This window comes from Aureimonas sp. Leaf324, from assembly GCF_001423245.1.
Lineage (GTDB): Bacteria > Pseudomonadota > Alphaproteobacteria > Rhizobiales > Rhizobiaceae > Aureimonas.
Genome location: NZ_LMOH01000030.1, coordinates 63,769 through 87,551, shown reverse-complemented (window position 1 = coordinate 87,551; position 23,783 = coordinate 63,769). Strand labels below are relative to the sequence as shown.

General features: G+C 70.0%; 24 protein-coding genes. 15 read left to right on the top strand and 9 right to left on the bottom strand.

Annotated features, from left to right (window positions below; all coding sequences use genetic code 11):
- Positions 1-104 precede the first annotated feature (104 nt).
- Both ASF65_RS20425 and ASF65_RS20420 read left to right on the top strand, forming a co-directional pair.
- The gene (locus ASF65_RS20425; RefSeq protein WP_055893670.1) at positions 105-560 is read left to right on the top strand and encodes an Hsp20 family protein; all 456 of its coding nucleotides are present in this window, start codon (positions 105-107) and stop codon (positions 558-560) included.
- 44 nt (positions 561-604) lie between these two features.
- Positions 605-853: a DUF1150 domain-containing protein gene (locus ASF65_RS20420; protein WP_055893667.1), complete on the top strand. Its 249-nt coding sequence runs from the start codon at positions 605-607 to the stop codon at positions 851-853.
- A gap of 71 nt (positions 854-924) precedes the next feature.
- On the opposite strand, the gene ptsN is transcribed toward ASF65_RS20420, so the two are convergent.
- The 6 genes from ptsN to lptC form a co-directional block, all read right to left on the bottom strand.
- Complete coding sequence (ptsN, locus tag ASF65_RS20415) at positions 925-1,389, bottom strand: PTS IIA-like nitrogen regulatory protein PtsN (RefSeq protein ID WP_055893665.1); 465 nt, start codon at positions 1,387-1,389, stop codon at positions 925-927.
- Between the two features lie 145 nt (positions 1,390-1,534).
- Entirely contained in the window at positions 1,535-2,110 is a 576-nt protein-coding gene (gene raiA / locus ASF65_RS20410) for a ribosome-associated translation inhibitor RaiA (protein WP_055893662.1), read from the bottom strand.
- A gap of 163 nt (positions 2,111-2,273) precedes the next feature.
- Positions 2,274-3,728 (bottom strand): RNA polymerase factor sigma-54, encoded by a 1,455-nt coding sequence (rpoN, locus tag ASF65_RS20405; protein WP_055893659.1) that lies wholly within the window; start codon positions 3,726-3,728, stop codon positions 2,274-2,276.
- 109 nt (positions 3,729-3,837) lie between these two features.
- Positions 3,838-4,590 (bottom strand): LPS export ABC transporter ATP-binding protein, encoded by a 753-nt coding sequence (gene lptB, locus ASF65_RS20400; RefSeq protein ID WP_055893656.1) that lies wholly within the window; start codon positions 4,588-4,590, stop codon positions 3,838-3,840.
- Between the two features lie 130 nt (positions 4,591-4,720).
- Positions 4,721-5,335, bottom strand: coding sequence for an LptA/OstA family protein (locus tag ASF65_RS20395; RefSeq protein WP_055893653.1), 615 nt, complete (start codon positions 5,333-5,335; stop codon positions 4,721-4,723).
- Complete coding sequence (gene lptC, locus ASF65_RS20390) at positions 5,332-6,120, bottom strand: LPS export ABC transporter periplasmic protein LptC (RefSeq protein WP_055893650.1); 789 nt, start codon at positions 6,118-6,120, stop codon at positions 5,332-5,334. Before lptC ends, ASF65_RS20395 begins: the two co-directional genes overlap by 4 nt.
- Positions 6,121-6,272: 152 nt before the next feature.
- On the opposite strand from lptC, the gene sppA reads away from it, so the two are divergent.
- The 3 genes from sppA to ASF65_RS20375 all read left to right on the top strand — a co-directional run bounded on the left by sppA (position 6,273) and on the right by ASF65_RS20375 (position 8,146).
- Entirely contained in the window at positions 6,273-7,229 is a 957-nt protein-coding gene (sppA, locus tag ASF65_RS20385; RefSeq protein ID WP_055893647.1) for a signal peptide peptidase SppA, read from the top strand.
- 111 nt (positions 7,230-7,340) lie between these two features.
- Positions 7,341-7,622 carry an integration host factor subunit beta gene (locus tag ASF65_RS20380; protein ID WP_055893642.1) on the top strand — a complete coding sequence of 94 codons (282 nt, stop codon included), beginning with the start codon at positions 7,341-7,343 and terminating at the stop codon, positions 7,620-7,622.
- Positions 7,623-7,753: 131 nt separating this feature from the next.
- Positions 7,754-8,146 carry a LapA family protein gene (locus ASF65_RS20375; protein ID WP_055893639.1) on the top strand — a complete coding sequence of 131 codons (393 nt, stop codon included), beginning with the start codon at positions 7,754-7,756 and terminating at the stop codon, positions 8,144-8,146.
- Positions 8,147-8,149: 3 nt separating this feature from the next.
- Here the strand turns inward: ASF65_RS20375 and ASF65_RS20370 are convergent, their stop codons facing one another.
- On the bottom strand, positions 8,150-8,623 hold the full coding sequence (locus tag ASF65_RS20370; RefSeq protein ID WP_055893637.1) for a carbon monoxide dehydrogenase subunit G: 474 nt from the start codon (positions 8,621-8,623) through the stop codon (positions 8,150-8,152).
- Positions 8,624-8,739: 116 nt separating this feature from the next.
- Here ASF65_RS20370 and ASF65_RS20365 point away from each other — a divergent pair, with 116 nt between their 5' ends.
- From ASF65_RS20365 to ASF65_RS20350, 4 genes are all read left to right on the top strand, one after another.
- Positions 8,740-9,864 (top strand): class I SAM-dependent methyltransferase, encoded by a 1,125-nt coding sequence (locus tag ASF65_RS20365; protein WP_055893634.1) that lies wholly within the window; start codon positions 8,740-8,742, stop codon positions 9,862-9,864.
- Positions 9,849-10,715 carry an RNA methyltransferase gene (locus ASF65_RS20360; RefSeq protein ID WP_055893631.1) on the top strand — a complete coding sequence of 289 codons (867 nt, stop codon included), beginning with the start codon at positions 9,849-9,851 and terminating at the stop codon, positions 10,713-10,715. Before ASF65_RS20365 ends, ASF65_RS20360 begins: the two co-directional genes overlap by 16 nt.
- A complete protein-coding gene (gene lspA, locus ASF65_RS20355; RefSeq protein WP_055893628.1) occupies positions 10,712-11,212 on the top strand; it encodes a signal peptidase II in 501 nt (166 codons plus the stop codon). The genes ASF65_RS20360 and lspA overlap by 4 nt, the downstream gene beginning before the upstream one ends.
- A gap of 205 nt (positions 11,213-11,417) precedes the next feature.
- The gene (locus ASF65_RS20350) at positions 11,418-12,272 is read left to right on the top strand and encodes a GNAT family N-acyltransferase (RefSeq protein WP_055893794.1); all 855 of its coding nucleotides are present in this window, start codon (positions 11,418-11,420) and stop codon (positions 12,270-12,272) included.
- A gap of 46 nt (positions 12,273-12,318) precedes the next feature.
- Here ASF65_RS20350 and ASF65_RS20345 read toward each other — a convergent pair whose 3' ends face one another.
- On the bottom strand, positions 12,319-12,636 hold the full coding sequence (locus ASF65_RS20345; protein ID WP_055893625.1) for a DUF1236 domain-containing protein: 318 nt from the start codon (positions 12,634-12,636) through the stop codon (positions 12,319-12,321).
- A gap of 312 nt (positions 12,637-12,948) precedes the next feature.
- On the opposite strand from ASF65_RS20345, the gene mutS reads away from it, so the two are divergent.
- From mutS to murJ, 4 genes are all read left to right on the top strand, one after another.
- Positions 12,949-15,594: a DNA mismatch repair protein MutS gene (mutS, locus tag ASF65_RS20340; protein ID WP_244486883.1), complete on the top strand. Its 2,646-nt coding sequence runs from the start codon at positions 12,949-12,951 to the stop codon at positions 15,592-15,594.
- Between the two features lie 124 nt (positions 15,595-15,718).
- Positions 15,719-16,564: an SDR family oxidoreductase gene (locus ASF65_RS20335; protein ID WP_055893791.1), complete on the top strand. Its 846-nt coding sequence runs from the start codon at positions 15,719-15,721 to the stop codon at positions 16,562-16,564.
- 140 nt (positions 16,565-16,704) lie between these two features.
- Positions 16,705-19,566: a [protein-PII] uridylyltransferase gene (locus ASF65_RS20330; RefSeq protein WP_055893620.1), complete on the top strand. Its 2,862-nt coding sequence runs from the start codon at positions 16,705-16,707 to the stop codon at positions 19,564-19,566.
- The gene (murJ, locus tag ASF65_RS20325) at positions 19,563-21,173 is read left to right on the top strand and encodes a murein biosynthesis integral membrane protein MurJ (RefSeq protein ID WP_055893617.1); all 1,611 of its coding nucleotides are present in this window, start codon (positions 19,563-19,565) and stop codon (positions 21,171-21,173) included. Before ASF65_RS20330 ends, murJ begins: the two co-directional genes overlap by 4 nt.
- Positions 21,174-21,194: 21 nt before the next feature.
- Here the strand turns inward: murJ and ASF65_RS20320 are convergent, their stop codons facing one another.
- The gene (locus tag ASF65_RS20320; RefSeq protein ID WP_055893613.1) at positions 21,195-21,749 is read right to left on the bottom strand and encodes a DUF3597 domain-containing protein; all 555 of its coding nucleotides are present in this window, start codon (positions 21,747-21,749) and stop codon (positions 21,195-21,197) included.
- Positions 21,750-21,981: 232 nt separating this feature from the next.
- Here ASF65_RS20320 and trpS point away from each other — a divergent pair, with 232 nt between their 5' ends.
- Together trpS and ASF65_RS20310 are read left to right on the top strand one after the other, a co-directional pair.
- Entirely contained in the window at positions 21,982-23,049 is a 1,068-nt protein-coding gene (gene trpS, locus ASF65_RS20315; protein ID WP_055893611.1) for a tryptophan--tRNA ligase, read from the top strand.
- Between the two features lie 241 nt (positions 23,050-23,290).
- Positions 23,291-23,782, top strand: a complete 492-nt coding sequence (locus tag ASF65_RS20310) for a universal stress protein (protein WP_055893609.1) — start codon at positions 23,291-23,293, stop codon at positions 23,780-23,782.
- The last annotated feature ends 1 nt before the right edge of the window (position 23,783 follow it).

The window sequence follows — 23,783 nt, the reverse complement described above, 5'->3', positions numbered from 1 at the left end:
CATTGAACGCAGCCCTTCGGGTCGCCATATCTCGGACAGGTCGAGCGGGGTGCCGCATCAGGGCCCCGACCGACAAGTCGCTTGAGACAAGGGCTTGCCGTGACATGAACAGGATGACGCCGTTTTCCAGTCCGCTGCTTCTCGGTTTCGACGGGGTGGAGCGGATGCTCGAGCGGATGGGCAAGGCCAGCGATGGCTATCCCCCGTTCAACATCGAGCGCATCCGTGCCCCGGGCGAGCGCGAAGGCGCTGCGCGCGACGGGACCGGCGGGGAACCCGCCATTCGCATCACGCTTGCGGTCGCCGGCTTCCAGACGGAAGACCTCGAGATCACGACGGAAGACAACCAGCTGACGATCCGGGGCTCGCAGAGCGACCGGGAGGAGCGCGATTTCCTTCACCGGGGGATCGCCGCACGCCAGTTCCAGAAGAGCTTTCTCTTTGCGGACGGCATGCGCATCCTCGGCGCCCAGCTGAAGAACGGTCTCCTGATGATCGATCTCGTGAAGCCCGAGCCCGAGCGCGTTGTGAAAAAGATCGAGATTACCGTCGAGGATTGAAACCTCGGACCCGATCTCCCGTTTGCCTCTACAGGAGACGCCCCATGACCCGTACGAATTCGATCACCCCGTCCGACCTCGCCTCGATCGGCGAAGGGCATCTGGCCTATCTGCGCCGCATGTCGTCCGACGACATCCGCGCGCGTTTCCCCTCCGCCCAGTCGATCCGGCCGGGGCTGAAGCTCTGGGCCCTGTTCTCCGCCGACGGGACACCGCTCGCGGTCTCCGACGACCGCGGTTCGATCCTGGCGAGTGCCACCGAGAACGAATTGCTGACGGTCAGCATCCACTGACCTGACGGCGGCGATACCATGATGAGAGACCGGCCGGACCCTGTCCGCGCCGGTTTTTTTCTGGGCGCTCGTCAGGCCGCGTGCGGCGGGGCTTGATGCGTCATCAGGTGGTGGAGCGAACTCGCGTCGCGCGAGGCCCGCAATTCGTTCACCGTGCGCGGATCGCGCAGGAGACGAGCGATCTTCGAAAGCGCCTTCAGGTGGTCGGCCCCCGAGCCCTCGGGCGCGATCAGGAGGAAGACGAGGTCCACGGGCTGGTCGTCCAGCGCTTCGAAGTCGATCGGCTTGGCCAGGCGCGCGAAGACGCCCTGGATGCGCTGGACGCCGGAAATCTTCCCGTGCGGAATGGCGATGCCGTGGCCGATGCCGGTCGAGCCGAGCTTCTCGCGGGCGATCACGGTCTCGAAGATGGCGCGGGCGTCGAGCCCGCTCAGCGCGGCGGCGCGCTCGGACAGATCCTGCAGCACCTGCTTCTTGGAATGCGCCTTCAACGAGGGAAGGATCGCGTCCTCCCGGATCAGTTCGGCCAGCTCCACGTCGTCAATGCCTTCCGCTCAACCGGTCCGTGCAGCCCCAGCGGGGATGATCGTGCCGGACAAACCTTGCGCCGCCCTTCCCGGACACGCCGATAAACGTCGGCCGGACCTTTTGGGGGTCCGGCCGATCGTCCGTGGGCGGGTATCAGACCCTGGCCCGCAATGTCGAGGGGTCGATCCAGCCGACATTCCCGTCGGGGCGGCGATAGACGATGTTGACCTCTTCCGTGGCGCCGTTCTTGAACACCACGACCGGCCCGTCGCGGCGGTCGAGTTCCATCACGGCGCTGGCGACGCTCATCGTGCCCATGACGAGCGAGGTTTCGGCGATCACGGCGGGCGCGAAGTCCTCCGGCACGTCGTCATCCTCGTCCGGCACCGAGCTGATGACCGTGTAGGCGATCTCGCGCGATGCCGCTGCGTTCGCCTTGTGGTCCTTCAGCCGCCGCTTGTAGCGTCGCAGGCGCTTCTCGATCTTTTCGGAGGCTTCGGTGAAGCTCGATTCCGGGTCGTGGGTATCGGCGGTGGCCTGAAAGTCGACGCCGCTGTCCAGATGGAGCGTGATGTCCGCGCTGTAGCGCGCGCCCTCCTTGGACAGAACGGTGGCGCCGGAGAAGTTTCCGTCGAAGTACTTGGCGACCAAGTCGTTCAGCCGATCCTCGATGCGCGAGCGAAAGGCTTCGCCGACGTCCATGTGTCGGCCCGATACGCGAAGTCCCATTCGTGTCTCCTTCCATTCGTCCGGCGACGGGCCTTCGAAGGCTCTTGGTCGCCGTCATATCGAAGACTTCGCGCGACCATTTCGTTCCGGCCTGCCGGGGGAATCATTCGATCCCAAATCGGTGACCGGGCCAAGGCCCGCGCGCTCAAAAATCCAGCATCCCTCAGCCGGCGAGCCGTCGCGCCTTCATCTCGCGGCGGCGCTGCACCGAGGAAGCGATGCCGAGCGCCTCGCGATACTTGGCGACGGTGCGCCGGGCGAGATCGATGCCCTCCTCCTTCAGCCGCGCGGCGATGTCGTCGTCGGACAGGACGCCGCCGGCGCCCTCCGTGGCGATGAGCGCGCGGATCCGCAGCTTGACGCTCTCGGCCGAATGCGCGTCGCCCCCGTCGCTGGCGGCGATCGCCGCGGAGAAGAAGGCCTTCATTTCCATCGTTCCGCGGGGCGTCGCGAGGTACTTGCCGGCGGTGACGCGGCTGATGGTGGATTCGTGCATGCCGACCGCCGCCGCCACGTCCATCAGCGTCATCGGCTTCAGGTGGCCGCCGCCGCGCGACAGGAAGGCGCTCTGCTGGCGCACGATCTCGTCGGCGACCTTGAGAATTGTGCGCGCGCGGCCCTCGAGCGAGCGCTGCAGCCAGCCGGCGGACTGCCGGCACTGGGCCAGAAACGTCCGCTCCTCGGCGCCCGCCGCCCCGCCACGCTCCAGATGAACCCGCAGACGCGGGAAGGCTTCCGGGTTGAGCGAGACCCGCCAGCCGTTCGGCGCGCCCGCCTCGCGCGTCACCACGGCATCGGGCACGACGACCGCCGGCGCACCAAGCGCGAAGGCGGAGCCCGGCCGCGGATCGAGCCTACGAATCTCGCCGAGGATGTCGAGGAGATCCGCCTCGCTCTCGCCGGTGAGGCGCGAAAGGGCGGCGAAGTCCCGCTTGGCGAGAAGCGGCAGGTTGGCGACGACCGTCGCCATCACCGGGTCGAACCGGTCGCGTCGTCGCAGCTGGATCGCGAGGCAGTCAGGGAGCGAGCGCGCGAAGAGCCCGGCCGGCTCGGCCTCGTCCTGAAGCCGGACGAGAAGCGGCAGGAGATCGGACGGCAGGTCGAGGTCCGCATGGAGGAAGCCGGAGGCGTCGAGATCGGCGAACCAGAGCTCGGCCAGCCGGCGTTCCTCACCCCGTGCAAAGACCTCGGCAATCTCGGCGAGCGCGTGGGCGTGGAGCGAGGGCGCCTCCTCGCCGATCCGGTCTTCCCAGGACCCCGCATCGGGGCCCGGCGCCGCAGAGCCCGTCCCACGCACGTCGAGGAGCCGGTCCGCGGCGTCCGGATGGCGCTCGCCTTCGACGCCGGCACCGTCCCGAAACGCCGGTCCATCGTCCTGCCAGCCGGACAGCGGCACCGGGTCGGCGGCTGCTACGGCCGGCTCCGCCGACGGCGGCAGCGGGGGAGCGGCTTCGGCGGGGGCGACGAGTTCGAGAAGCGGGTTCGCGTCGGCCTCGCGCTGCAGGAAGGCGAGGAGCTCGACGTGATGGAACTGCAGAAGCCGGATCGACTGCAGAAGCTGGGGCGTCATCGTGAGCGACTGGCTCTGACGCACCTGGAGGTTCATCGACAAGTTCACCGCGATCCTCCCTTCCAGGGCGCCCCGTCAGCCAGGGGCAAGCCTCGGAAGGAAACTGGTCCGCATCTTGCTTGTCAAGAAAAACGCGCTAGCGCCGCGCGGGAAATCGTCAATAGGTGAACTGCTCGCCGAGATAGATCCGCCGGACGTCGGGATTGTCGACGATGTCCTGCGGCGTGCCGTGGGTGAGGACGGCCCCGGCGTGCATGATGTAGGCGCGATCGATGAGGCCGAGCGTCTCGCGCACGTTGTGGTCGGTGATGAGGACGCCGATCCCGCGCCGCGTGAGATGGCGCACGAGTTCCTGGATGTCGGCGACCGCGATGGGGTCGACGCCCGCGAAGGGCTCGTCGAGCAGCATGAAGGTCGGGCGCGAGGCGAGCGCGCGCGCGATCTCGCAGCGCCGCCGCTCGCCGCCCGACAGCGCGGTCGAGGGCTGCTTGCGCAGGTGCCCGATGTGGAACTCTTCGAGAAGCGCGGTGAGCTGGCGCTCGCGCTCCGCCTTCGAAGGCTCGACCATCTCGAGCACGGCGCGGATGTTGTCCTCCACCGACAGGCCGCGGAAGATCGAGGCCTCCTGCGGGAGGTAGCCGATCCCGAGGCGCGCGCGCCGGTACATCGGCACGCCGGTGATGTCGTGGCCGTCGAGCTCGATGCGTCCGCCATCGACCGGCACGAGCCCGGTGATCATGTAGAAGCAGGTGGTCTTGCCCGCGCCGTTCGGGCCGAGAAGCCCGACCGCCTCGCCGCGCCGCACGGCGACGTCGACGCTGTCGACGACGCGCCGGCCCCGATAGGTCTTGGTGATGCCGCGGGCGACCAGCGTTCCGGCGGACGGATGCGCCCGCGTCTCGCCGGGCATCGCGGTCTCGCGGGGATCGCCGACCGGGCGGCGGGGAGGGGTATCGATCTGTGCGGCCACGAAACGTCCGGGGTCTGGGCGGCCAGCGAGGCGCCGGCCCGCCCGAAGGAAATCGAGCGGAAGGGAGGCGTCAGTTGGTGCCGGCCGCGCCGTTCGCGCCCGGCGACAGGAGCATGCGAACCCGGCCGCCGCCGCCCGAGGCGCCGTTGCAGTTGTTGCTCTGGAGCCGCGCGACGCCGGTGTCCATCTGGATGCGCAGGACGCAGCCGGTGGCGACGTTCTTGCCCTGGCTGAGCACCACGTCGCCGGTGAGGAGCGCGACCTGCGTCGCCATGTCGAACTCGGCCTTGTTGGCGGTCGCCACCTGGTCGGCCGAGCGGATGGTGACCTTGCCGGTGGCCTCGAGACGGCTGATGTCGCCCGAGCCGCCCGGCATGTTGGAGCGCTGGGCGGCCGGCTGCGCCTCGCCGTCCTTGTTGCGGACGTAGAAGACGAGAAGCTTCTCGGCGTTCATCGAGGTCGGGCCCTGACGCACGCTGACGTCGCCCGAGAACGTGGCGAGCGACTTGCCGTCGTCGACGTCGAGCTGGTTCGATTCGATGGCGACGGGCTGGTCGCCCTTCACCTGGAGCCCGCCGAAGGAGTTGCCGAACCCCTGCGACTGCTGCTGCGCCACGGCCGCGCCGACGGCGCAGAGGGAGCCGAGAACGGCCAGCACGACGGGCAGGCGATGGATCGTTGTCATGGTCCTGGCTCGCTGAGTGGGGCCTCGCCCCCGTTGGAAAGGGACTGCGGAAGAAGGGTCAGCTTGACCCGGTTGCCGAAGGACAGCGTCTTGCCGCCGTCCGAGATCGAGACAGTGCCGGCTTCCAGGCGCTGGTCGCTGGTCGCGATCTCGACCGGCCCGGTGCCGGTCAGGGAGCCGCCCTCGAGCGACACGTCGGCGCTCTGCATGCGGATGCGGATGCCGCTCGTCGTGTCGACGGCGATCTGGTCGTAGAGGCGCAGCATGTTGGTGCGCGTGTCGAAGCGGCCCTTGGCGGCGGTGAGCTCGGCCGTGGTGTTCTGGTCGACCGTCAGGTTGGCGCGCACGCCCTCCAGATCGATGCTGGAGCCTCCGAGCGCCTGGATCGCGCGGCTCGCGACCATCGAGAACGGGCGGTCGTTGCCGTCGACGCCCGACATGCGCGGATCGCGCATCACGAGGCGGCCGTCCTCGATCGAGGTCGAGGCGAAGGCGATGTCGGCAGGCAGGCTGCGGGCCAGCCAGATGGCCACCGCGCCCGCCAGCACGATGGCGGTGGCGACCAGCGGCAGGCCGATCTTGAGCCAGCGCACGCGCCGCGAATGCGACTGCGCGCGGTCGAACGCGTCGGCCGGCCGCTCGGCGGCATTGCCGAGGGCCAGTCCGTCGCGCGTGGCGTTCGCCTGCCTGTCCTGCCTGTCGGGTGCGTCGAGAATGAAGAAGGCTCCGGATCGATTCGGACGGGAAATGCGGGGCGAGGGCGAAGCCCGGCTCTGCCCGGCCACCCTGTATGCGCGATATAGGGTTTTTACATGGTAAAACCATCGGGCGCGAGGCCCCGCGCAACCGATCCGGGTGCGGCCCGCACGGCGCTTGGCAAGCCGCGCAGGTCCGTCTATCGCTGGCCCCCGGATGTTCGGGGACCAGGCGGGGCGGCATGGACGCACAAGGGATCATCGACCGGCGGCGGCTGCGCCGCAAGCTGTCGTTCTGGCGTGTCGTGGCGCTCTGCGGCCTGGCGCTCGCGGTGCTGCTGGCGGTTCTGGCCGCCGGCTGGCGGCCGGGCGCGGGGCTTGGTCCCACGATCGCGCGCGTCGAGATTTCGGGCGTCATCACCGAGGACCGCAAGATGCTCGACCTTCTCGAGGATCTGGCCGAGGACGACGCGGTGAAGGCCGTGATCGTCAAGGTCAACTCGCCGGGCGGCACGACGGTCGGCGGCGAGACGCTGTTCCATGCGGTGCGGCGTCTCGCCGAGGCCAAGCCCGTGGCGGCCGAGGTCGGCCAGCTTGCGGCCTCCGCCGGCTACATGGTGGCGATGGCGACCGACCGGATCGTCGCCCACCATTCCTCGATCGTCGGCTCGATCGGCGTCCTGTTCCAGTATGTCGATGCCTCCGTGCTCCTCGGCCGGATCGGCGTCGACGTCGCGGCGGTGAAGTCCTCGCCGCTGAAGGCCGAGCCCTCGCCTTTCGATCCGGCGCCGCCGGAAGCGCGCGAGATGATCGGCCGGCTCGTCGACAGTTCGTTCGACTGGTTCAAGCGCCTCGTCACCGAGCGCCGCGGCTTTACGCCGGCCGAGACCGACGCGCTCGCCGACGGCTCGGTGTTTTCGGGCGAGCAGGGCCTTGCCAACCGGCTGGTCGATGCGCTCGGCGGCGAAGCCGAGGTGCGGCGCTGGCTGGAGGAGGAGCGCGGCGTGCCGAAGGATCTCGAGATCGTGGAGCGTGAGCCCGAAAGCGAGGGGCGCTGGGGGCTGTCGTCCGGCGCGCGGGCGTTGGCGGTGAGCCTTCTCGGCTTCGATCCCGCCGCCTCCGGCCTCGGACAGGCCGTGGCGGGCGCCGCCGGCCGCCTTGACGGGATGGTATCGCTCTGGCAGCCTCCCGGCCACTAGAACAGGGCGCGGCCAGATCGCGTCATCCAATTGAAGTTGCTGGCGTTTCGGTCTCGCGCTCCGCGCGTGCGGCCGACGCGCCTTCGGGTTGCGCTCCGGGGACAACGTATCGTGATCAAGTCAGAGCTCGTGCAGATCATCGCCGGCCGCAATCCGCATCTCTACCAGCGCGATGTCGAGACCATCGTGAACGCGATCTTCGACGAGATCACGCAGGCGCTCTGCGACGGAAACCGGGTGGAGCTGCGCGGCTTCGGCGCCTTCTCGGTGAAGAATCGCCCGCCCCGCGCCGGCCGCAATCCGCGCACCGGCGAGGCGGTCGAGGTGGAGGAGAAGTGGGTGCCCTTCTTCAAGACCGGCAAGGAACTGCGCGAGCGCCTGAACGACGCCTGAGCCTTCGGCCACGCAGTCGCCTGCAGGGCGATTGACGCGGGGCCCGGCCTTCATACCTAAACCCGGTGCCCGGACACGCGGGCGTGCGGCCGGGCGGCCCGTCGCCTCGCGCCCTTCAAGACGGACAGACCATGATCTCGAAGATCCTCACCCTTCTCGTGCTCGGGCCGCTGGCCATCCTGCTCGTGGTGTTCTGCGTCGCCAACCGGGCCCCGGTGCCCGTGTCGCTCGATCCGATCGGCACCCTGCCGCAATTCGTCTACGAGATACCGCTCTTCGTGCTCCTGATCGGCGCGGTGATCGTCGGCCTGATTCTGGGCGGTCTCGGCACCTGGTTCACCCAGCATCACTATCGCGCGCGCGCCGCGCGCCGGACCGACGAGGTCGAGAACCTCCGCCACGAGGTCGCCGTCGGCAACGAGCGCCTGCGCCGCATGCGCGAGGAAGAGGTGCGCCCGTCCGGCCCGGCGCTGGCTGCGCCCGTCGAGGCGCGGCCGGCCCTGTCCAGGCCAGCCGCGATCTAAACGTCAGGCGTCGGCCGCCGCGGAGGCTGCCGGCTCTTCGCCGCTGACGCGGGCGGCCAGATTGTCGAAGAACTGGCCGGCGAGTTTCTTGGCGGACGAATCGACGAGGCGTCCGCCGAGCTGCGCGATCTTGCCGCCGACCTTGGCGTCCACCGTATAGGTGAGGACCGTCTCGGCGCCCTCGTCGGCGAGATGCACGTCGGCGCCGCCGGATGCGAAGCCCGCGATGCCGCCCTTGCCCTCGCCGACGATCGAATAGCTCTCCGGCGGAACGATGTTCTCCAGCCGGACCTGCCCCGTGAACGTCGCCTTCACCGGTCCGACCTTGGCGACCACGGTCGCCGCCATCTCGTTCTCGCCGGTTACCTCCAGCTCCTGACAGCCGGGAATGCATGCCTTCAGAACCGCCGGGTCGTTGAGCAGCGCCCAGACCGTCTCGCGCGGCGCGGGCAGGCGGTATTCGCCCTTGAGATCCATGTCCTATCCTCCCCGCCGGCCCTGTGGCCGGCACGGCGGGAGAATGGAACCGGCGAGGCGCTTTGCCAAGCCGGCACCGTTTGCCGTCCTCCCCCGCGATACGCTATGAGCCGCCCATGAGGAACGACAGATCCAAGGGGCCGGGCAAGCCCGATCAACGTGAGCGCCCGGCGGAGCGGCCGGGCTCGCGACCGGCCAAGGCGACCGGAGAGAGGCCGCGCCCGCCCGCGCCGGCCGCCGCCGCCGAGCCACCGCGGCGCGAAAGCGTCGAGGAGATCGCGCGCGAGAACCGCCGCGACCGTCCGGCCGTCGAGTGGCCGAAGGGGGAGCGTCCCGCCTTCCGGGCGCCGGTCGTCCTCGAGGTCGAGCCGGGCGCCGATTACGCGCTCCTGGATTCGGGCGACGGCGAAAAGCTCGAGCGCTACGGACCGCTGACGATCCGCCGCCCCGAGAATCAGGCGATCTGGCCCCGGCGCATGGCGGCCGCCCGGTGGGACGGGGCCGACGCGATCTTCACCGGCGACACCGACGAGGAGGGCGCCGGCCGCTGGCGCTTTCCCGCGACGGCGCTCGGCGAGACCTGGCCGATGCGCCAGGACGGCCTGCCCTATCTCGGCCGCTTCACCTCGTTCCGGCATGTCGGCGTCTTCCCCGAGCAGGCCGTCCACTGGCGGTTCATGACCGAGACGATCGAGCGCGAGCGCGAGCGGCACCAGCGGCCCGTGCGCGTCCTCAACCTCTTCGGCTACACAGGCCTCGCTTCGCTTCTGGCCGCGCGCGCGGGCGCCGAGGTGACGCATGTCGACGCCTCGAAGCGCGCCATCGGCTGGGCCCGCGAGAACGCCGAACTCGCCGGCCTGTCCGGCGCGCCGATCCGCTGGATCTGCGAGGACGCCGTGCGCTATGCCGAGCGCGAGGCGCGCCGCGGCTCGGCTTACGAGATCATCCTCCTCGATCCGCCGAAGTTCGGCCGCGGGCCCAAGGGCGAGGTCTGGCAGCTCTTCGAGGATCTGCCGCATCTTCTCGTCCTAATGCGCCAGCTTCTGTCGGACCGCCCGCTCGCGCTGGTCCTCACCGCCTATTCCATCCGCTCCTCGTTCTACTCGCTCTCGGCGCTGATGGGCGAGGCGATGCGGGGCCTCGGCGGCACCGTGGAATCGGGCGAACTCGTCATCCGGGAGGAGGGCGAGGACGCCCGCCACCTGTCCACCTCGCTCTTTTCCAGATGGGTGTCCGCTTGACCGACCGCGAAGCCCCCCGCCGCCCCGCCACCTCGCCGCCCGGCCGGGTCAAGGAGGTGACGAGCGTCTCCAACCCGATCGTCAAGGACATCCGCAACCTCGCGCTCAAGAAGCACCGCGAGGAGACCGGCCTGTTCCTCGCCGAGGGGCTGAAGCTCGTGATCGACGCGCTCGACGCGGGCTGGACGATCGACACCTTGATCGCCGCCAAGACGCAGCTGCATTCCGACCTCCTGTCGAAGACCGCCGCGCGTACGGTGGCCGGCGGTGCCGATGTCCTGGAGGCCAGCGACAAGGTGCTCGCCGCGATCTCGCGCCGCGACAACCCGCAGAGCGCGATCGGCGTGTTCCGGCAGAAGACGACGCGGCTCGACCGGATCGACCTCGGCCGCGACGGGCTGCTGGTCGTCCTCGACCGGGTGCGCGATCCCGGCAATCTCGGCACGATCCTGCGCACCGCCGATGCCGCGGGCGCCAAGGGCGTCGTCCTGGTCGGCGAGAGCGTCGATCCGTTCTCGCTCGAGGCCGTGCGCGCGACGATGGGGTCGATCTTCGCCGTGCCCGTCGCCAAGGTCGACGAGGCCGCCTTCCTCGCCTTCCGCAAGGGTTTCTCCGGCCTCGTCGTCGGCACGCACATGCGCGGCGAGACGGACTTCCGCAAGCCCGCCTATGGGTCGAAGCCGACGCTTCTCCTGATGGGCAACGAGCAGTCCGGCCTGTCCGATACGCTCGCCGGCGCCTGCGACACCCTGGTGCGCATTCCCCAGGCCGGGCGTGCCGACAGCCTGAACCTTGCGGTCGCCACCGGCCTGATGATCTTCGAGGCGCGCCGCGGGAGCCTCGCGCTGTGAGGCCCCGGCTTCTTTCCGCCCTGTCGATCGTCGCGCTCGCGGTCGCGGTCGACCAGGGCATCAAGCGCCTCGTGGTCGACACGATGGGGCTCGGCGAGGCGATCGAGGTCCTGCCTTTCCTGGCGCTCTTCCACGCCCGCAACGAGGGCATCGCCTTCTCGATGCTCGACGGCTTCCACGGGCTCGGCCTCGCCGCGATCTCGGTCGTGGTGCTCGGCTTCGTCGGCTGGCTCTGGTGGAACACCCCCGCCGACCGCAAGCTCACGCAGTTCGGCTTCGCCATCATCGTGGGCGGCGCGATCGGCAACCTGATCGACCGCGTCTCGCTCGGCTATGTTGTGGACTACATCCTCTTCCACACGCCGGTCTGGAGCTTTGCCGTCTTCAACCTCGCCGACACGTTCATCTCGGTCGGTGCGGCGCTGATCCTCCTCGACGAGTTCGTCCTCCACCGGAAGAAGCGCGACGCCGAGGGCGGCAAGACGGCGGACAGTTGACGTCTTCGTGAAACGGGCGGAAACACGGGGCAGGCCATCCGGCGCGGCCGTCTCGACGCAACACGCTCGTCACGAAACCGTCGCCGCCTTCGGCTAATTCGAGAGCGACCCGATGGTTCGATCGCCGGCAGGAGACGCGAAGATGGGATTTGCCGCCACCTGGGGATCGCACGCCGCACGCACCGGCGAGCCCCTGTCGAAGCGCATGCTCTCGCTGATCCCCTCGGCGCCGCGCAGCCTCGCCGCGCCGCTCGACCCGCGCGCGCCCGTCCTCGGCCGCCTCGGCGGGCTCGAGGTGCGGCTCGCCCGCACCAGGGCCGAGATCCGCGCGGCGCAGGAACTGCGCTATCACGTCTTCTACGAGGAGATGAGCGCGAAGCCCTCGCCGCTCCAGAAGATGACGCGTCGCGACGCCGACGGGTTCGACCGCTTCTGCGACCATCTCCTCGTCTTCGACCGTGCAAGGGCGGGCGAGGGCACGGCGCAGATCGTCGGCACCTATCGTCTCCTGCGACAGGCCACCAAGGGCCGCTCACCCGGCTTCTACACGGCCGGCGAGTTCGAGATCGACCGTCTGGTCGCGCGCCATGCGGGGCTGCGCTTCCTCGAGCTCGGCCGCTCCTGCGTCCTGCCCGAGTATCGCGGCAAGCGCACGGTCGAGCTCCTGTGGCAGGGCATCTGGGCCTATGTGCTGGAGCACCGGATCGACGTCCTGTTCGGCTGCGCCTCGCTCGCCGGCACGGACCTGTCCAAGCTGTCGGATGCCCTGGCGCTCCTGCGCGACAGCGCGCCGGCGCCGGACGAGTGGCGCGTGCGCGCGGTCACCGGACGCCGCTCGACGCTGCCGCCCGGCACCGTCTGCGCCGACCCCAAACGCGCGCTCGGCACGCTGCCGCCGCTCCTGAAAGGCTACCTGCGGATCGGCGGCTATGTCGGCGAGGATGCGGTGGTCGACCACCAGTTCGGCACCACCGACGTTCTCGTGGTGTTGCCGGTGTCGCGGATCAACCCGCGCTACGTCAGCCATTACGGGGCCGACGCCAGCCGCTTCGCCGCCTGAGGCCGTCCGGGCGGCGGACCGAAGCCGCCCGGCTGCGAGCCGAAGCCTACTGGTCGACGCGGACCACCGAGCGGGTGCGCATGTCGACCAGCACCGGGCGTCCGTCGAAATAGAAGTAGCCGTAGTCCTGCTCGCCCTCGACGCGCGCGAGTTCCACCGCCTGGGGAACCGAGGCGCCGAGGCTCGGCGCGCTCTTCATCTGGGCGTCGGCCTGCGGGTGGTCCACCGCGTACTGGTAGACGTTGACGCGCTCCTTCTGGTCCTGCGCCAGCGCGGTGCCGGCGCCGCCCATGAGCCCGCCCATGAGAACGAGCGCCGCCAGCGCCGCCCCGCCGATCCTCGAAAATCCGTCGATCCGTGTCATCGCCTGTCCCCGGACGCGCAGCCTTCAGCACCGCGCATCGAGCAAAATCCATCCTGATCGTGTTCTAGCACCAGCCTTCGGCAAAATCATGGACGCCTGCAGACCATCAGTCTCGCATGCGGTTGTTGAATGCTCGATGAATGGTGCGTGTTCCCTCCGAAATCCTGGGGACGGCAGGGAGCGGACGGCTTCCGCGACGAGGCGGGCGCCGTTATCCATGCATCCATGCTCGACATCCTGCGACCCGACCGCGAACCGCCACAGGCCCCCGACGCGGGGCAAGGCGCCGCCGCCGGCGACGCGCCGACGCCGATGATGGCGCAGTTCCTCGAGATCAAGGAACGCCACGCCGACTGCCTCCTGTTCTATCGGATGGGCGACTTCTACGAGCTGTTCTTCGACGACGCCGTGGCGGCCTCCGCAGCGCTCGGCATCACGCTGACGAAGCGCGGCAAGCATCTGGGCGCCGACATCCCGATGGCGGGCGTGCCGGTCGTCTCCTCCGACGACTACCTGCAGAAGCTGATCGGCCTCGGCTTTCGCGTCGCAGTCTGCGAGCAGGTCGAGGACCCCGCCGAGGCCAGGAAGCGCGGGGCCAAGTCGGTGATGCGGCGCGACGTGGTGCGCCTCGTCACGCCCGGCACGATCACCGAGGAAACGCTGCTCGAGCCCGGCCGGCCGAACTACCTCATGTGCCTGTCGCGCATCGGCGGGGCGGCGGGCGCCTACGCCATCGCCTGGACCGACCTCTCGACCGGCCTCTTCCGCATCGCGCAGACGAGCGCCGACCAGCTCGCCGCCGACGTCCTCGCGATGGAGCCGTCCGAGGTCGTCGTCGCCGACACGCTGGCCACCGACGAGGCGCTCGGCCCGCTTGTGCAGCGGCTCGGGCGGCGCCTGCGCGTCGAGCCGGCGGTGCTCTTCGACGGGGCGACGGCCGAGGAGCGCCTGTGCCGCTTCTTCGGCGTCTCGACGCTGGACGGGTTCGGCACGTTCGGGCGCGCCGAGCTGTCGGCGGGCGCTGCGCTTCTCGCCTATCTCGCGCGCACGCAGCTGAAGGCCCATCCGCCGCTCTCGCCGCCGCGCCGCGTGGAAGCGGGATCCTATCTCAGGATCGACCCCGCGACGCGCGCGAGCCTCGAGCTGACGCGCACCGTCGCGGGCAAGCGGCAGGGCTCGCTGCTCGCCACCATCGACCGCTGCCTGACGGGCGCGGGCTCGCGGCTTCTCGGCGCACGGCTCGCCCTGCCGCTGACCGACCCGGCTGGGATTTCCGAACGGCAGGACAGCGTGGCGAGCCTCGTGGAGGACAGCACGCTGCGCCGTCGCCTGCGCGAATGCTTGCGCGGCCTGCCCGACATCGATCGCGCCCTGTCGCGGCTCGGCCTCGATCGCGGCGGGCCGCGCGATCTCGGCGCGCTCGCCGAGGGGCTCGCGCGGGCAGGGACGATCGCGCGCGAACTCGCGGGCGCCGACCTCGGGCGCGAACTGGCGGAAGCCCTCGCCGCGCTCGATGCCCGCCCGCAGGCGCTCGCCGCCCGCCTCTCCGACACGCTCGCCGACGACCTGCCGCTCCAGCGCCGCGACGGCGGCTTCGTGCGCGCCGGGGCCGATCCCGAACTCGACGAGACGCGGGCGCTGCGCGACCATTCGCGCCGCGTCGTCGCCGAACTGCAGGCGCGCTATGCCGGCGAGACCGGCATCCGCTCCCTGAAGGTCAAGCACAACAACGTTCTCGGCTATTTCGTCGAGGTGCCGGAGGCGCAGGGGCCGGCGATGCTGGCGGGCGGCGCTTTCCACCACCGCCAGACGCTCGCCTCCGCCATGCGCTTCTCGACGCCGGAACTCGCCGACCTCGAGGCCCGCATCACCGAGGCGGGCTCGAAGGCCCTGGCGATCGAGCTTGGGCTCTTCTCCGCCTTGCGCGAGGCGGTGCTCGCCGAGATCGACGCCATCCGCGCCGTCAGCGACGCGCTCGCCGTGATCGACGTGTCGGCGGGGCTTGCCGAACTTGCGGTCGCCGCGGACTGGGTCCGGCCCGCGGTCGACGGCTCGCTCGCCTTCTTCGTCGAGTGCGGCCGCCATCCGGTGGTCGAGGCGGCGCTGAAGGGGGGCGGCCAGTCCTTCGTCGCCAACGACTGCGACCTGTCGCCGCCGCAGGGTGTGTCCGGCAAGGTGGGGGGTGCCGGCGCGATCTGGCTGATCACCGGTCCTAACATGGGCGGCAAGTCGACCTTCCTGCGCCAGAACGCGCTGATCGCGGTGCTCGCCCAGATCGGCGCCTTCGTGCCGGCGACGAAGGCTCATATCGGCGTCGTCGACCGCCTGTTCAGCCGCGTCGGCGCGTCGGACGATCTCGCCGAAGGCCGCTCGACCTTCATGGTCGAGATGGTCGAGACCGCGGCGATCCTCAACCAGGCGACCGAGCGCACGCTGGTCGTGCTCGACGAGATCGGGCGCGGCACCTCGACCTATGACGGCCTGTCGATCGCCTTCGCGGCCGTCGAGCACCTGCACGAGGCGAACCGGGCCCGCGCGCTGTTTGCCACCCACTTCCACGAGATGACGGCGCTGGCCGGGCGTCTGAAGCGCCTGCGCAACGCGACGGTGCGCGTCAAGGAGTGGGAAGGCGAGGTGATCTTCCTCCATGAGGTGACAGCGGGCGTCGCCGACCGCTCCTACGGCGTCCAGGTGGCGCGCCTCGCCGGCCTGCCGCCGGCCGTGGTCGAGCGGGCGCGGCAGATCCTGTCGGAGCTCGAGCGGTCCGGCCAGGGCGAGAAGCGCACCGCCTTCCTCGACGACCTGCCGCTGTTCTCGCAGGCCGCCCGCGCGCCTGCCGCCCCGGCCCCGTCGCCCGCGCTGGAGGCGCTCGCCGCGCTCGACCCTGACGCCTTGACCCCGCGCGAGGCGCTGGAAGCGCTCTATCGGCTCAAGGGGCTCGTCGCCGCAAAGCCCTGACGCGTCGCCCGGATCGTTGCCCGGCCACGCTTTGCGCGGCGGCCGAAGCGGGAACGCCCCGGGCGCCTCGGCCTTCCTTGCCCGGATGCGCCGCCCCGGCGGCGCGCAGAAGGAGCCATGCGCCATGTCGAACTTTCCCCCCCAGCACCAGTCCCGCGATCCCGGCCTCGAGCACGAGATGACGCCGCGGCCGGACTACGAGCCGCGCTTTCCGGGGTCCGGTCGCCTTGCCGGCAAGACGGCGATCATCACGGGCGGGGATTCCGGTATCGGTCGCGCCACCGCCGTCCTCTTCGCGCGCGAGGGCGCCGATGTCGCGATCCTATATCTCGACGAGGACCGCGACGCCGAGGAGACCAAGGCGCTGGTCGAGCGCGAAGGCCGCAAGGCGCTCCTGATCAAGGGCAACGTCCGCTCCAAGGCCGCCTGCAAGGACGCCGTCGACAAGGCCGTCGCCACGTTCGGCAAGCTCGACATCCTCGTCAACAACGCCGCCCACCAGAAGGAGGTGGAGGATCTCAGAGAGATCTCCGAGGAGCAGCTCGCCAAGACCTTCGAGACCAACATCTACGGCTACTTCTACATGACGCAGGCCGCGCTCGATCACCTGAAGAGCGGCGCCGCCATCGTCAACGTGACCTCGGTCAACTCCTACAAGGGCAACGACACCCTGATCGACTACTCCTCGACCAAGGGCGCCATCACCGCCTTCACGCGCTCGATGGCCTCCAACCTGGTGGAGAAGGGCATCCGCGTGAACGGCGTCGCGCCGGGGCCGATCTGGACGCCCTTCATCCCGATGGCGATGGACGAGGAGAAGGTCGCAAGCTTCGGCAGCCAGGTGCCGATGAAGCGCGCCGGCCAGCCGAACGAGGTGGCCTCCGCGCTCCTGTTCCTCGCCTCGGAGGACGGCTCCTACTTCACCGGTCAGGTGATGCACCCGAACGGCGGGACCATCGTCGGCGCCTGACCCCGGACGCGCCGGGTGGAGGTCTTCCCGGCGCAACCTTTTGTCAGGGCGGCTCGCCCATGCTAGAGCGCCGCCGCCGGACGGACGGGCTTTCACGCCCGCCCACCGGCGGCGGCGTTGCGCCGGCATGAGGCAGTCCGATGAGCGTTCACTCCAAACCCGGCATCCGCTTTGCGGCGCGCCATCCGCTCGACGGCGAGGACCTGCGCCTTGCCGAGATCGTCGACCCGGCGGCGCTGCGCGCGGCGCTCTGGGCCCTCGTACCGTCCGAAAAGCCGGGGGCGTGCGCCACGCCCGAGGTGCGCGCCAAGGTGCTGGCCGTCCTCAAGGCCGCCAATGTCGCCGGGCGGAAGGCGGCCGAGGCCATGCTGTTCGCCGACGGCGGGGGGCTGCCCTGCGCCGCGCGCATCTCGGCACTGCAGGACGAGCTGATCCGTGCCGTCCACGATTTCGCCCTCTGCCATGTCTTCGCCGCGACCAACCTGTCGTCCGGCGAGCGCATGGCGATCCTCGCCGTCGGCGGCTACGGGCGCGGGACGCTGGCGCCCGGCTCCGACATCGATCTCCTGTTTCTCCTGCCCTACAAGCAGACGGCGCTCGGCGAGCAGGTCGCCGAGTACCTCCTCTATCTCCTGTGGGACCTCGGCCTGAAGGTCGGCCACGCGACCCGCTCGGTCGAGGAGAGCGTGCGCCTGTCGGAGAGCGATTTCACCATCCGCACCGCGATCCTGGAGCGGCGGCTGATCTGCGGCGATGCCGAGCTCTTCGCCGAGCTCGGTCGACGCTTCGACGCCGAGGTGGTCGAGGGCACGGGCCGCGCCTTCATCGCCGCCAAGCTCGCCGAGCGCGACGCGCGCCACGCCAAGGGCGGCGACACGCGCTATCTCGTCGAGCCCAACGTCAAGGAAGGCAAGGGCGGGCTTCGCGACCTCCACACCCTGTTCTGGATCGCCAAGGACCACTACCGCGTTGACACGCGCGAGGCGCTGGTGGCGGCCGGCGTATTCTCGCGGCGCGAGGGCCAGATCTTCGGCAAGGCCGAGGACTTCCTCTGGGCCGTGCGCTGCCACATGCACTTCCTGACCGGCAAGGCCGAGGAGCGCCTGTCCTTCGACATCCAGCCGGAGATCGCCGCGCGCCTCGGCTACACGTCGCATCCGGGCCTCACCGACGTCGAACGCTTCATGAAGCACTACTTCCTGATCGCGAAAGACGTCGGCGACCTCACCGGCATCTTCTGCGCGGCGCTGGAGGAGGAGAAGGCCAAGGACATGCCGGGCATCCGCGGCTTCGTCCAGTCGCTGCGCCGTCGCTCGCGCCACATTCCCGGCACGCTCTCGTTCCTCGTCGACAACGGCCGCATCAACGTCGCCGACCGGCATGTCTTCGCTCAGGACCCGGTCAACCTCCTGCGCATCTTCAAGCTCGCAGCGGTCCATCGGCTGGAGTATCACCCGGACGCCCTGAAGCTGATCCGCCGTTCGCTGCGCCTCATCGACAACGACCTGCGTCGCAACCCGGAAGCCAACTCCCTCTTCATCGACGTCCTGACCGACCGCGAGGACCCGGCCTTCCACCTGCGCCGGATGAACGAGGCCGGGGTGCTCGGCCGCTTCGTGCCCGACTTCGGCAAGATCGTCGCGATGATGCAGTTCAACATGTACCACCACTACACGGTGGACGAGCATCTCCTGCGCTCGATCGCGGAACTCTCCAAGCTCGAGCGCGGCAATCTCGGCGGCGAACTGCCGGTGACCTCGGGCTTCATCTCGACGATCCGAGACCGCGTGCCGCTCTATGTCGCGCTTCTCATCCACGATATCGCCAAGGGCCGGCCGGAGGACCATTCGGTGGCGGGCGCCGAGATCGCCGAAGAGCTCTGCCCGCGCCTCGGCCTCGATGCCGGCGAGACCGAGCTCGTCGCCTGGCTGGTGCGCGACCACCTCGTGATGTCGATGGTGGCGCAGCAGCGCGACCTCAACGACCACAAGACGATCCGCGACTTCGCCGCGCGCGTGCAGACGCTGGACCGGCTGAAGCTCCTGACGATCCTGACGGTCTGCGACATCCGCGCGGTCGGCCCCGGCGTCTGGAACGGGTGGAAGGGCCAGCTCATCCGCACGCTCTATGCCGAGACCGAGCCGATGCTGACCGGCGGATATTCGGAATCCTCGCGCGAGCAGCGCACGCAGGCCGCCAAGGCCGAGCTTCGCGCGCGCCTGTCGGCCTGGGACGCGGAGACGCGCGAGGCGGCGGTGGACCAGCACTATCAGAACTACTTCCTGTCGGTGCCGATCGACGAGCAGGTCCGCCACGCCGAGTTCGTGCGCGACGCGGCGGGCCGGACCTTCGCCACCATCGCCCGAACCGACAGGTTCCGGGGCGTCACCGAGATCACGGTGCTGGCGCCCGACCATCCGCGCCTCCTGTCGCTGATCGCCGGCGGCTGCGCCTCGGCGGGCGCCAACATCGCCGACGCGCAGATCTTCACGATGACCGACGGACGGGCGCTCGATATCGTCACGCTGAACCGCGAGTTCGCGGAGGACGCCGACGAACTTCGCCGCGCGACGCGGATCGCGGCCACGATCGAGAGCCTCCTCAACGGGCGCGAGGCGATTCCCGCGCTGATCGCCCGGCGACGCTCGCCCCGCACCAGCCCGTCCTTCGCCTTCCCGCCGCGCATCGACATCCACAACGAGCTGTCGAACCGCCTGACGGTGCTGGAGGTCGAGGGGCTCGACCGGCCGGGGCTGCTCGCCGACCTCACCGGCGCGATCTCGGACCTGTCGCTCGACATCCGGTCGGCCCACATCTCGACCTATGGCGAGAAGGTGGTCGACGTCTTCTACGTCACCGACCTTCTCGGCATGAAGGTGACGGGCGAGGGGCGACTGGATCGCATCCGCCGCCGTCTCCTGTCGGTCTTCGAGGACCCGGACGGGGAGCTTTCCTCGCCCTCCGTCAAGCCGACGCCGGTCGCCTTCGGGATCGTCTCGTGAGCCTTCTCAAGAAATTCGCCACCGTCGGCGGTGCGACGCTCGTCAGCCGCGTCTTCGGCTTCACGCGCGAGATGATGATGGCGTCCGCGCTCGGCATCGGGCCGGTCGCGGACGCCTTCAACCTCGCCTTCCGCTTTCCCAACCTCTTCCGGCGCCTGTTCGCGGAAGGCGCGTTCAACGCCGCCTTCATCCCGCTCTTCGCCCGCTCGCTGGAGGAGGAGGGCGAGGCCGGCGCGCGGCGCTTCGCGTCCGAGATCTTCGCCACCCTCTTCGTGGTCCTGACGGGGCTGACCGTCGTCGCCATGATCTTCATGCCGTTCCTGGTGAAGACGATCATCGCGCCGGGTCTGGCCGCCTGCATCGACGACCCCGAGACGCTTCGCCAGCAGCTCTCCTGCGAGGATCGCTTCGGCATCACCGTCGCCTTCTCGCGCATCATGTTTCCCTATCTCGCCTGCATGTCGCTGATGGCGATGGTGTCGGGCATCCTCAACGCGTTCCGTCGCTTCTTCGCGGCCGCGGCCGCGCCGACCCTCCTCAACTTCATCCTGATCGGCGTCCTCGCCTATGCCTGGTGGACGCAGGCCGACCAGCAGACGATCGGTTTCCTGATGAGCTGGGGCGTCTTGGCCGCCGGCATCGGCCAGCTTCTGATGGTGACGCTCGCCATGCGGCTCGCCGGCTTCTCGGTCTCGCTCGGGCGGCCGCGCTGGACGCCGGGCCTCAAACGGCTCCTGATCCTCGCCGGTCCCGCCGCCCTCATCGGCGGCATCACCCAGATCAACCTCTTCGTCGGCCAGGCGATCGCCTCCTACCAGCCCGGCGCGGTGTCGATCCTCACCTATGCCGACCGGCCCTACCAGCTGCCGCTCGGCATGGTGGGCGTCGCGATCGGCGTCGTGCTCCTGCCCGAGCTCGCCCGCGCCCTGAAGGCGGGGCGACTGGAGGAGGCGCAGCACGCGCAGAACCGCTCGCTCGAGTTCGCGCTGTTCCTGACCGTGCCGGCGGCCGTCGCGCTCTTCGTGATGCCGGAGCCGATCATCCGCCTGATTTACGAGCGCGGCGCCTTCGGGCCGGACACGACCGAGAAGGTCGCCGCCGTCCTCGGCCTCTACGCCCTCGGCCTGCCGGCCTTCGTCCTCATCAAGGTCTTCTCGCCCGGCTATTTCGCGCGCGAGAACACGCGCACGCCGATGATCGTCACCGGCATCTCGGCGCTCGCCAACACCGTTCTGTCCGTCGCCCTGTTCTGGTTCTACGCCGAGCGCGGCATCGCGCTCGCGACGACGCTCGCCGGCTGGATCAACGCCGCGCTTCTCTTCGAGGGGCTGCGCCGCCAGGGGCTGTGGCACGTCGACGGCAAGCTCCTGCGCCGCGCCGGGCTGGTGTTCCTGTCGGCCGCCCTGATGGGCGGCGCGCTCCTCGTGATGCTGGAGGCGCTGGAGCGCTGGATGGGGTCCGACCCCAACGTCATCCACCAGTCGCTGGCCGTCCTGGCGCTCGCGGGCGTCGCCATGCTGATCTACTTCGCGCTGGCCTTCCTGACCGGGGCCGCCGACCGGGCCATGGTGCTCAAGCTCGTGCGGCGGAAACGGGCGGCCGGCTAGGGCCGCCCGGCTCCGAGATCGTCAGTCGCGCAACTCGGCCGGCACCGTGCCGCCGTTGGCGGCGAGCTTCGTCATCACCTGCCGGTGGAGCCAGGTGTTCATCGCCGCCGAATCGTTGTGGTCGCCGGTGTAGCCGAGCTCCTTCGCCAGCTCCTGCCGCGCCGAGAGGCTGGAATCGAGGTCGAGGAGCTTCAGGAGGTCGACGATCGAGTGACGCCAGTTGAGCGTCTGGCCGGCCCCCTTGGCCTTACCGTCGAGGATCGCGGCGACATCCACCGCGCCCGCCGACGCCGAGGCGGGAAGGCCGGACGCGCCGGGCGTCGAGGCGACCGGGCTCGACGTTCCCGCCGTCGCGGGCGACACGACCTCGGACGTGCCGGGCGCACCGCTCGCGGGCGCCGTGATCTGCGGGCTCGGCGCGCTCGCCTGGCCGGCGGGTGCGGCGGTGCCGCCAAGGCTGGTCGAGGCCGGCGTCGCGGCGGGGCCGGTGCCGGCCTGCGGCGCGGCTTCGGTGGCCGGCGTCTCGGCATGGGCCGAGCCGAAGATCTTGGACTTGATGCGGTCGAAGAAGCTCATGGGGCGGTCTCCTCGTGTCTCGTGCAGCCGCTGCTGGACGCGGCGGGTGTGCAGCGAAGACGCAAGGGTTGTGCGGTTGGTTCCCGGCGACGCTGTGCGTTCGCTCGGCGACCCCCGGCGTTCGCCCGGCGACGTCTGTCGTTCCCATACCGCGCGACTTGCCGCGCGCGTCCCGCTTCGCCATAAGCGCGCGACCGGCCGCCACGGCCGCTGAAGCCTTCGGAGCTGTCCCATGGCCGCGTTCCAGCCGCTCGTGTTCTCCGGCGTCCAGCCGACCGGAAACTTGCATCTCGGCAACTATCTCGGCGCGATCCGGCGCTGGGTCGCGCTGCAGGACGAGTACCCCTGCCTGTTCTGCGTGGTCGATCTCCATGCGATCACCGTGTTCCAGGAGCCGGAGGAACTGGAGCGCTCGATCCGCGAGGTGGCCGCCGCCTTCATCGCGAGCGGCATCGACCCGAAGAAGCACATCCTCTTCAACCAGAGCCGGGTGCCCGAGCACGCCGAGCTCGCCTGGATCTTCAACTGCGTCGCCCGCCTCGGCTGGATGGAACGCATGACGCAGTTCAAGGAAAAGGCCGGCAAGGATCGCGAGCGCGCCTCGCTCGGGCTCTTCGCCTATCCGAGCCTGATGGCCGCCGACATCCTCGCCTATCGTGCGACGCTCGTGCCGGTCGGCGAGGACCAGAAGCAGCATCTGGAGCTGACGCGCGACATCGCCGCCAAGTTCAACCATGACTACTCCGACCGCATCGCGGGCAAGGGCCTCGGGCACCCGATCGCGATGGGCGACGAGACCGTGCAGGGCTACTTCCCGATGACCGATCCCCTGATCGAGGGGCCGGCGACGCGCGTCATGAGCTTCAAGGACGGCTCGAAGAAGATGTCGAAGTCGGACCCGTCCGACCTCAGCCGCATCAACCTGACGGACGACGCCGAGACGATCGCGCGCAAGATCCGCAAGGCGAAGACCGATCCGGACGCGCTGCCCTCCGAGACCGCGGGCCTCGCCGGGCGCCCCGAGGCCGACAACCTCGTCGGCATCTTCGCCGCGCTCGACAACCGGTCGAAGGCCGACATCCTCGGCGAATACGGCGGCCGCCCGTTCTCCGAGTTCAAGCCGGCGCTCGCCGACCTCGCGGTCGCCAAGCTCGCGCCGATCGCGACCGAGATGCGCCGTATCCTCGACGATCCCGCCGAGATCGACCGGACCCTGCGCGACGGCGCGGAGCGCGCCCGCGCCATCGCCGGCCGCACGCTCGCCGACGTGAAGTCCATCGTCGGGCTGCTGAACGGGTAGGGGGTGAGGCAGGGGCGCTGCCGCTGCACCCCGGCAGGGACATGATGTCCCTGGACCCGCCTCACTCGAAGAGTGTCCAGGAGTGACGGGGGCCAGCGGCCCCCGTCACTCCTGGAAAAGTCGTCAAATGAGAAGAAGGGTTCGAGAATTCCTTCCCGAGCGGGGACCGGGGCGGCAGCCCCGCCTCTCCACGCCCGCCCGCCCGCTTGCCGCCCCGGCGCGGCGCTGGCATGGTCCGGCCATGGTATCGAAGCGACTCGGGCGCGGCGAAGGCGGCCGCCGCAAGTTCTTGGCCGTCATCGACGAGACGCCCGAATGCGGGCGGGCCGCTGCCTATGCGGCGCGGCGCGCCAAGGCGTCGGGCGGCGCGGTGGTGTTCCTCTACGTGATCGACGGCGCGGACTTCCAGCAATGGCTGGGGGTCGGCGACATCATGCGCGCCGAGGCGATGGAAGAGGCCGAAACGCGCATGGCGCGGGTGACCGACGAGGTGCGCGAGGCGGTCGGCATCGAGCCCGAGACGCTGGTGCGCGAGGGCAAGACGGTGGCCGAGATCCGCGGCCTGATCGAGGCCGACCGCGAGATCGCGATCCTGGTGCTGGCTGCGAGCGACGCCGCCGAGGGGCCGGGGCCGCTGGTCTCGGCGGTGGCGGGCTCCGGCTCGGCCTTCCCGGTCCCGGTCACGATCGTCCCTGCGACGCTCACCGACGAGGACATCGAGAGCCTCTGCTAGA

What these genes read in the sequence shown, in the direction of transcription:
- ASF65_RS20425 (WP_055893670.1), top strand. Translation starts at nt 105, where the DNA reads ATGAACAGGATGACGCCGTTTTCCAGTCCGCTGCTTCTCGGTTTCGAC.
- ASF65_RS20420 (WP_055893667.1), top strand. Translation starts at nt 605, where the DNA reads ATGACCCGTACGAATTCGATCACCCCGTCCGACCTCGCCTCGATCGGC.
- raiA (WP_055893662.1), bottom strand. Translation starts at nt 2,110, where the DNA reads ATGGGACTTCGCGTATCGGGCCGACACATGGACGTCGGCGAAGCCTTT.
- lptB (WP_055893656.1), bottom strand. Translation starts at nt 4,590, where the DNA reads ATGCCCGGCGAGACGCGGGCGCATCCGTCCGCCGGAACGCTGGTCGCC.
- ASF65_RS20395 (WP_055893653.1), bottom strand. Translation starts at nt 5,335, where the DNA reads ATGACAACGATCCATCGCCTGCCCGTCGTGCTGGCCGTTCTCGGCTCC.
- sppA (WP_055893647.1), top strand. Translation starts at nt 6,273, where the DNA reads ATGGACGCACAAGGGATCATCGACCGGCGGCGGCTGCGCCGCAAGCTG.
- ASF65_RS20375 (WP_055893639.1), top strand. Translation starts at nt 7,754, where the DNA reads ATGATCTCGAAGATCCTCACCCTTCTCGTGCTCGGGCCGCTGGCCATC.
- ASF65_RS20370 (WP_055893637.1), bottom strand. Translation starts at nt 8,623, where the DNA reads ATGGATCTCAAGGGCGAATACCGCCTGCCCGCGCCGCGCGAGACGGTC.
- ASF65_RS20365 (WP_055893634.1), top strand. Translation starts at nt 8,740, where the DNA reads ATGAGGAACGACAGATCCAAGGGGCCGGGCAAGCCCGATCAACGTGAG.
- ASF65_RS20360 (WP_055893631.1), top strand. Translation starts at nt 9,849, where the DNA reads ATGGGTGTCCGCTTGACCGACCGCGAAGCCCCCCGCCGCCCCGCCACC.
- ASF65_RS20350 (WP_055893794.1), top strand. Translation starts at nt 11,418, where the DNA reads ATGCTCTCGCTGATCCCCTCGGCGCCGCGCAGCCTCGCCGCGCCGCTC.
- ASF65_RS20345 (WP_055893625.1), bottom strand. Translation starts at nt 12,636, where the DNA reads ATGACACGGATCGACGGATTTTCGAGGATCGGCGGGGCGGCGCTGGCG.
- mutS (WP_244486883.1), top strand. Translation starts at nt 12,949, where the DNA reads ATGATGGCGCAGTTCCTCGAGATCAAGGAACGCCACGCCGACTGCCTC.
- ASF65_RS20335 (WP_055893791.1), top strand. Translation starts at nt 15,719, where the DNA reads ATGTCGAACTTTCCCCCCCAGCACCAGTCCCGCGATCCCGGCCTCGAG.
- ASF65_RS20330 (WP_055893620.1), top strand. Translation starts at nt 16,705, where the DNA reads ATGAGCGTTCACTCCAAACCCGGCATCCGCTTTGCGGCGCGCCATCCG.
- ASF65_RS20320 (WP_055893613.1), bottom strand. Translation starts at nt 21,749, where the DNA reads ATGAGCTTCTTCGACCGCATCAAGTCCAAGATCTTCGGCTCGGCCCAT.
- trpS (WP_055893611.1), top strand. Translation starts at nt 21,982, where the DNA reads ATGGCCGCGTTCCAGCCGCTCGTGTTCTCCGGCGTCCAGCCGACCGGA.
- ASF65_RS20310 (WP_055893609.1), top strand. Translation starts at nt 23,291, where the DNA reads ATGGTATCGAAGCGACTCGGGCGCGGCGAAGGCGGCCGCCGCAAGTTC.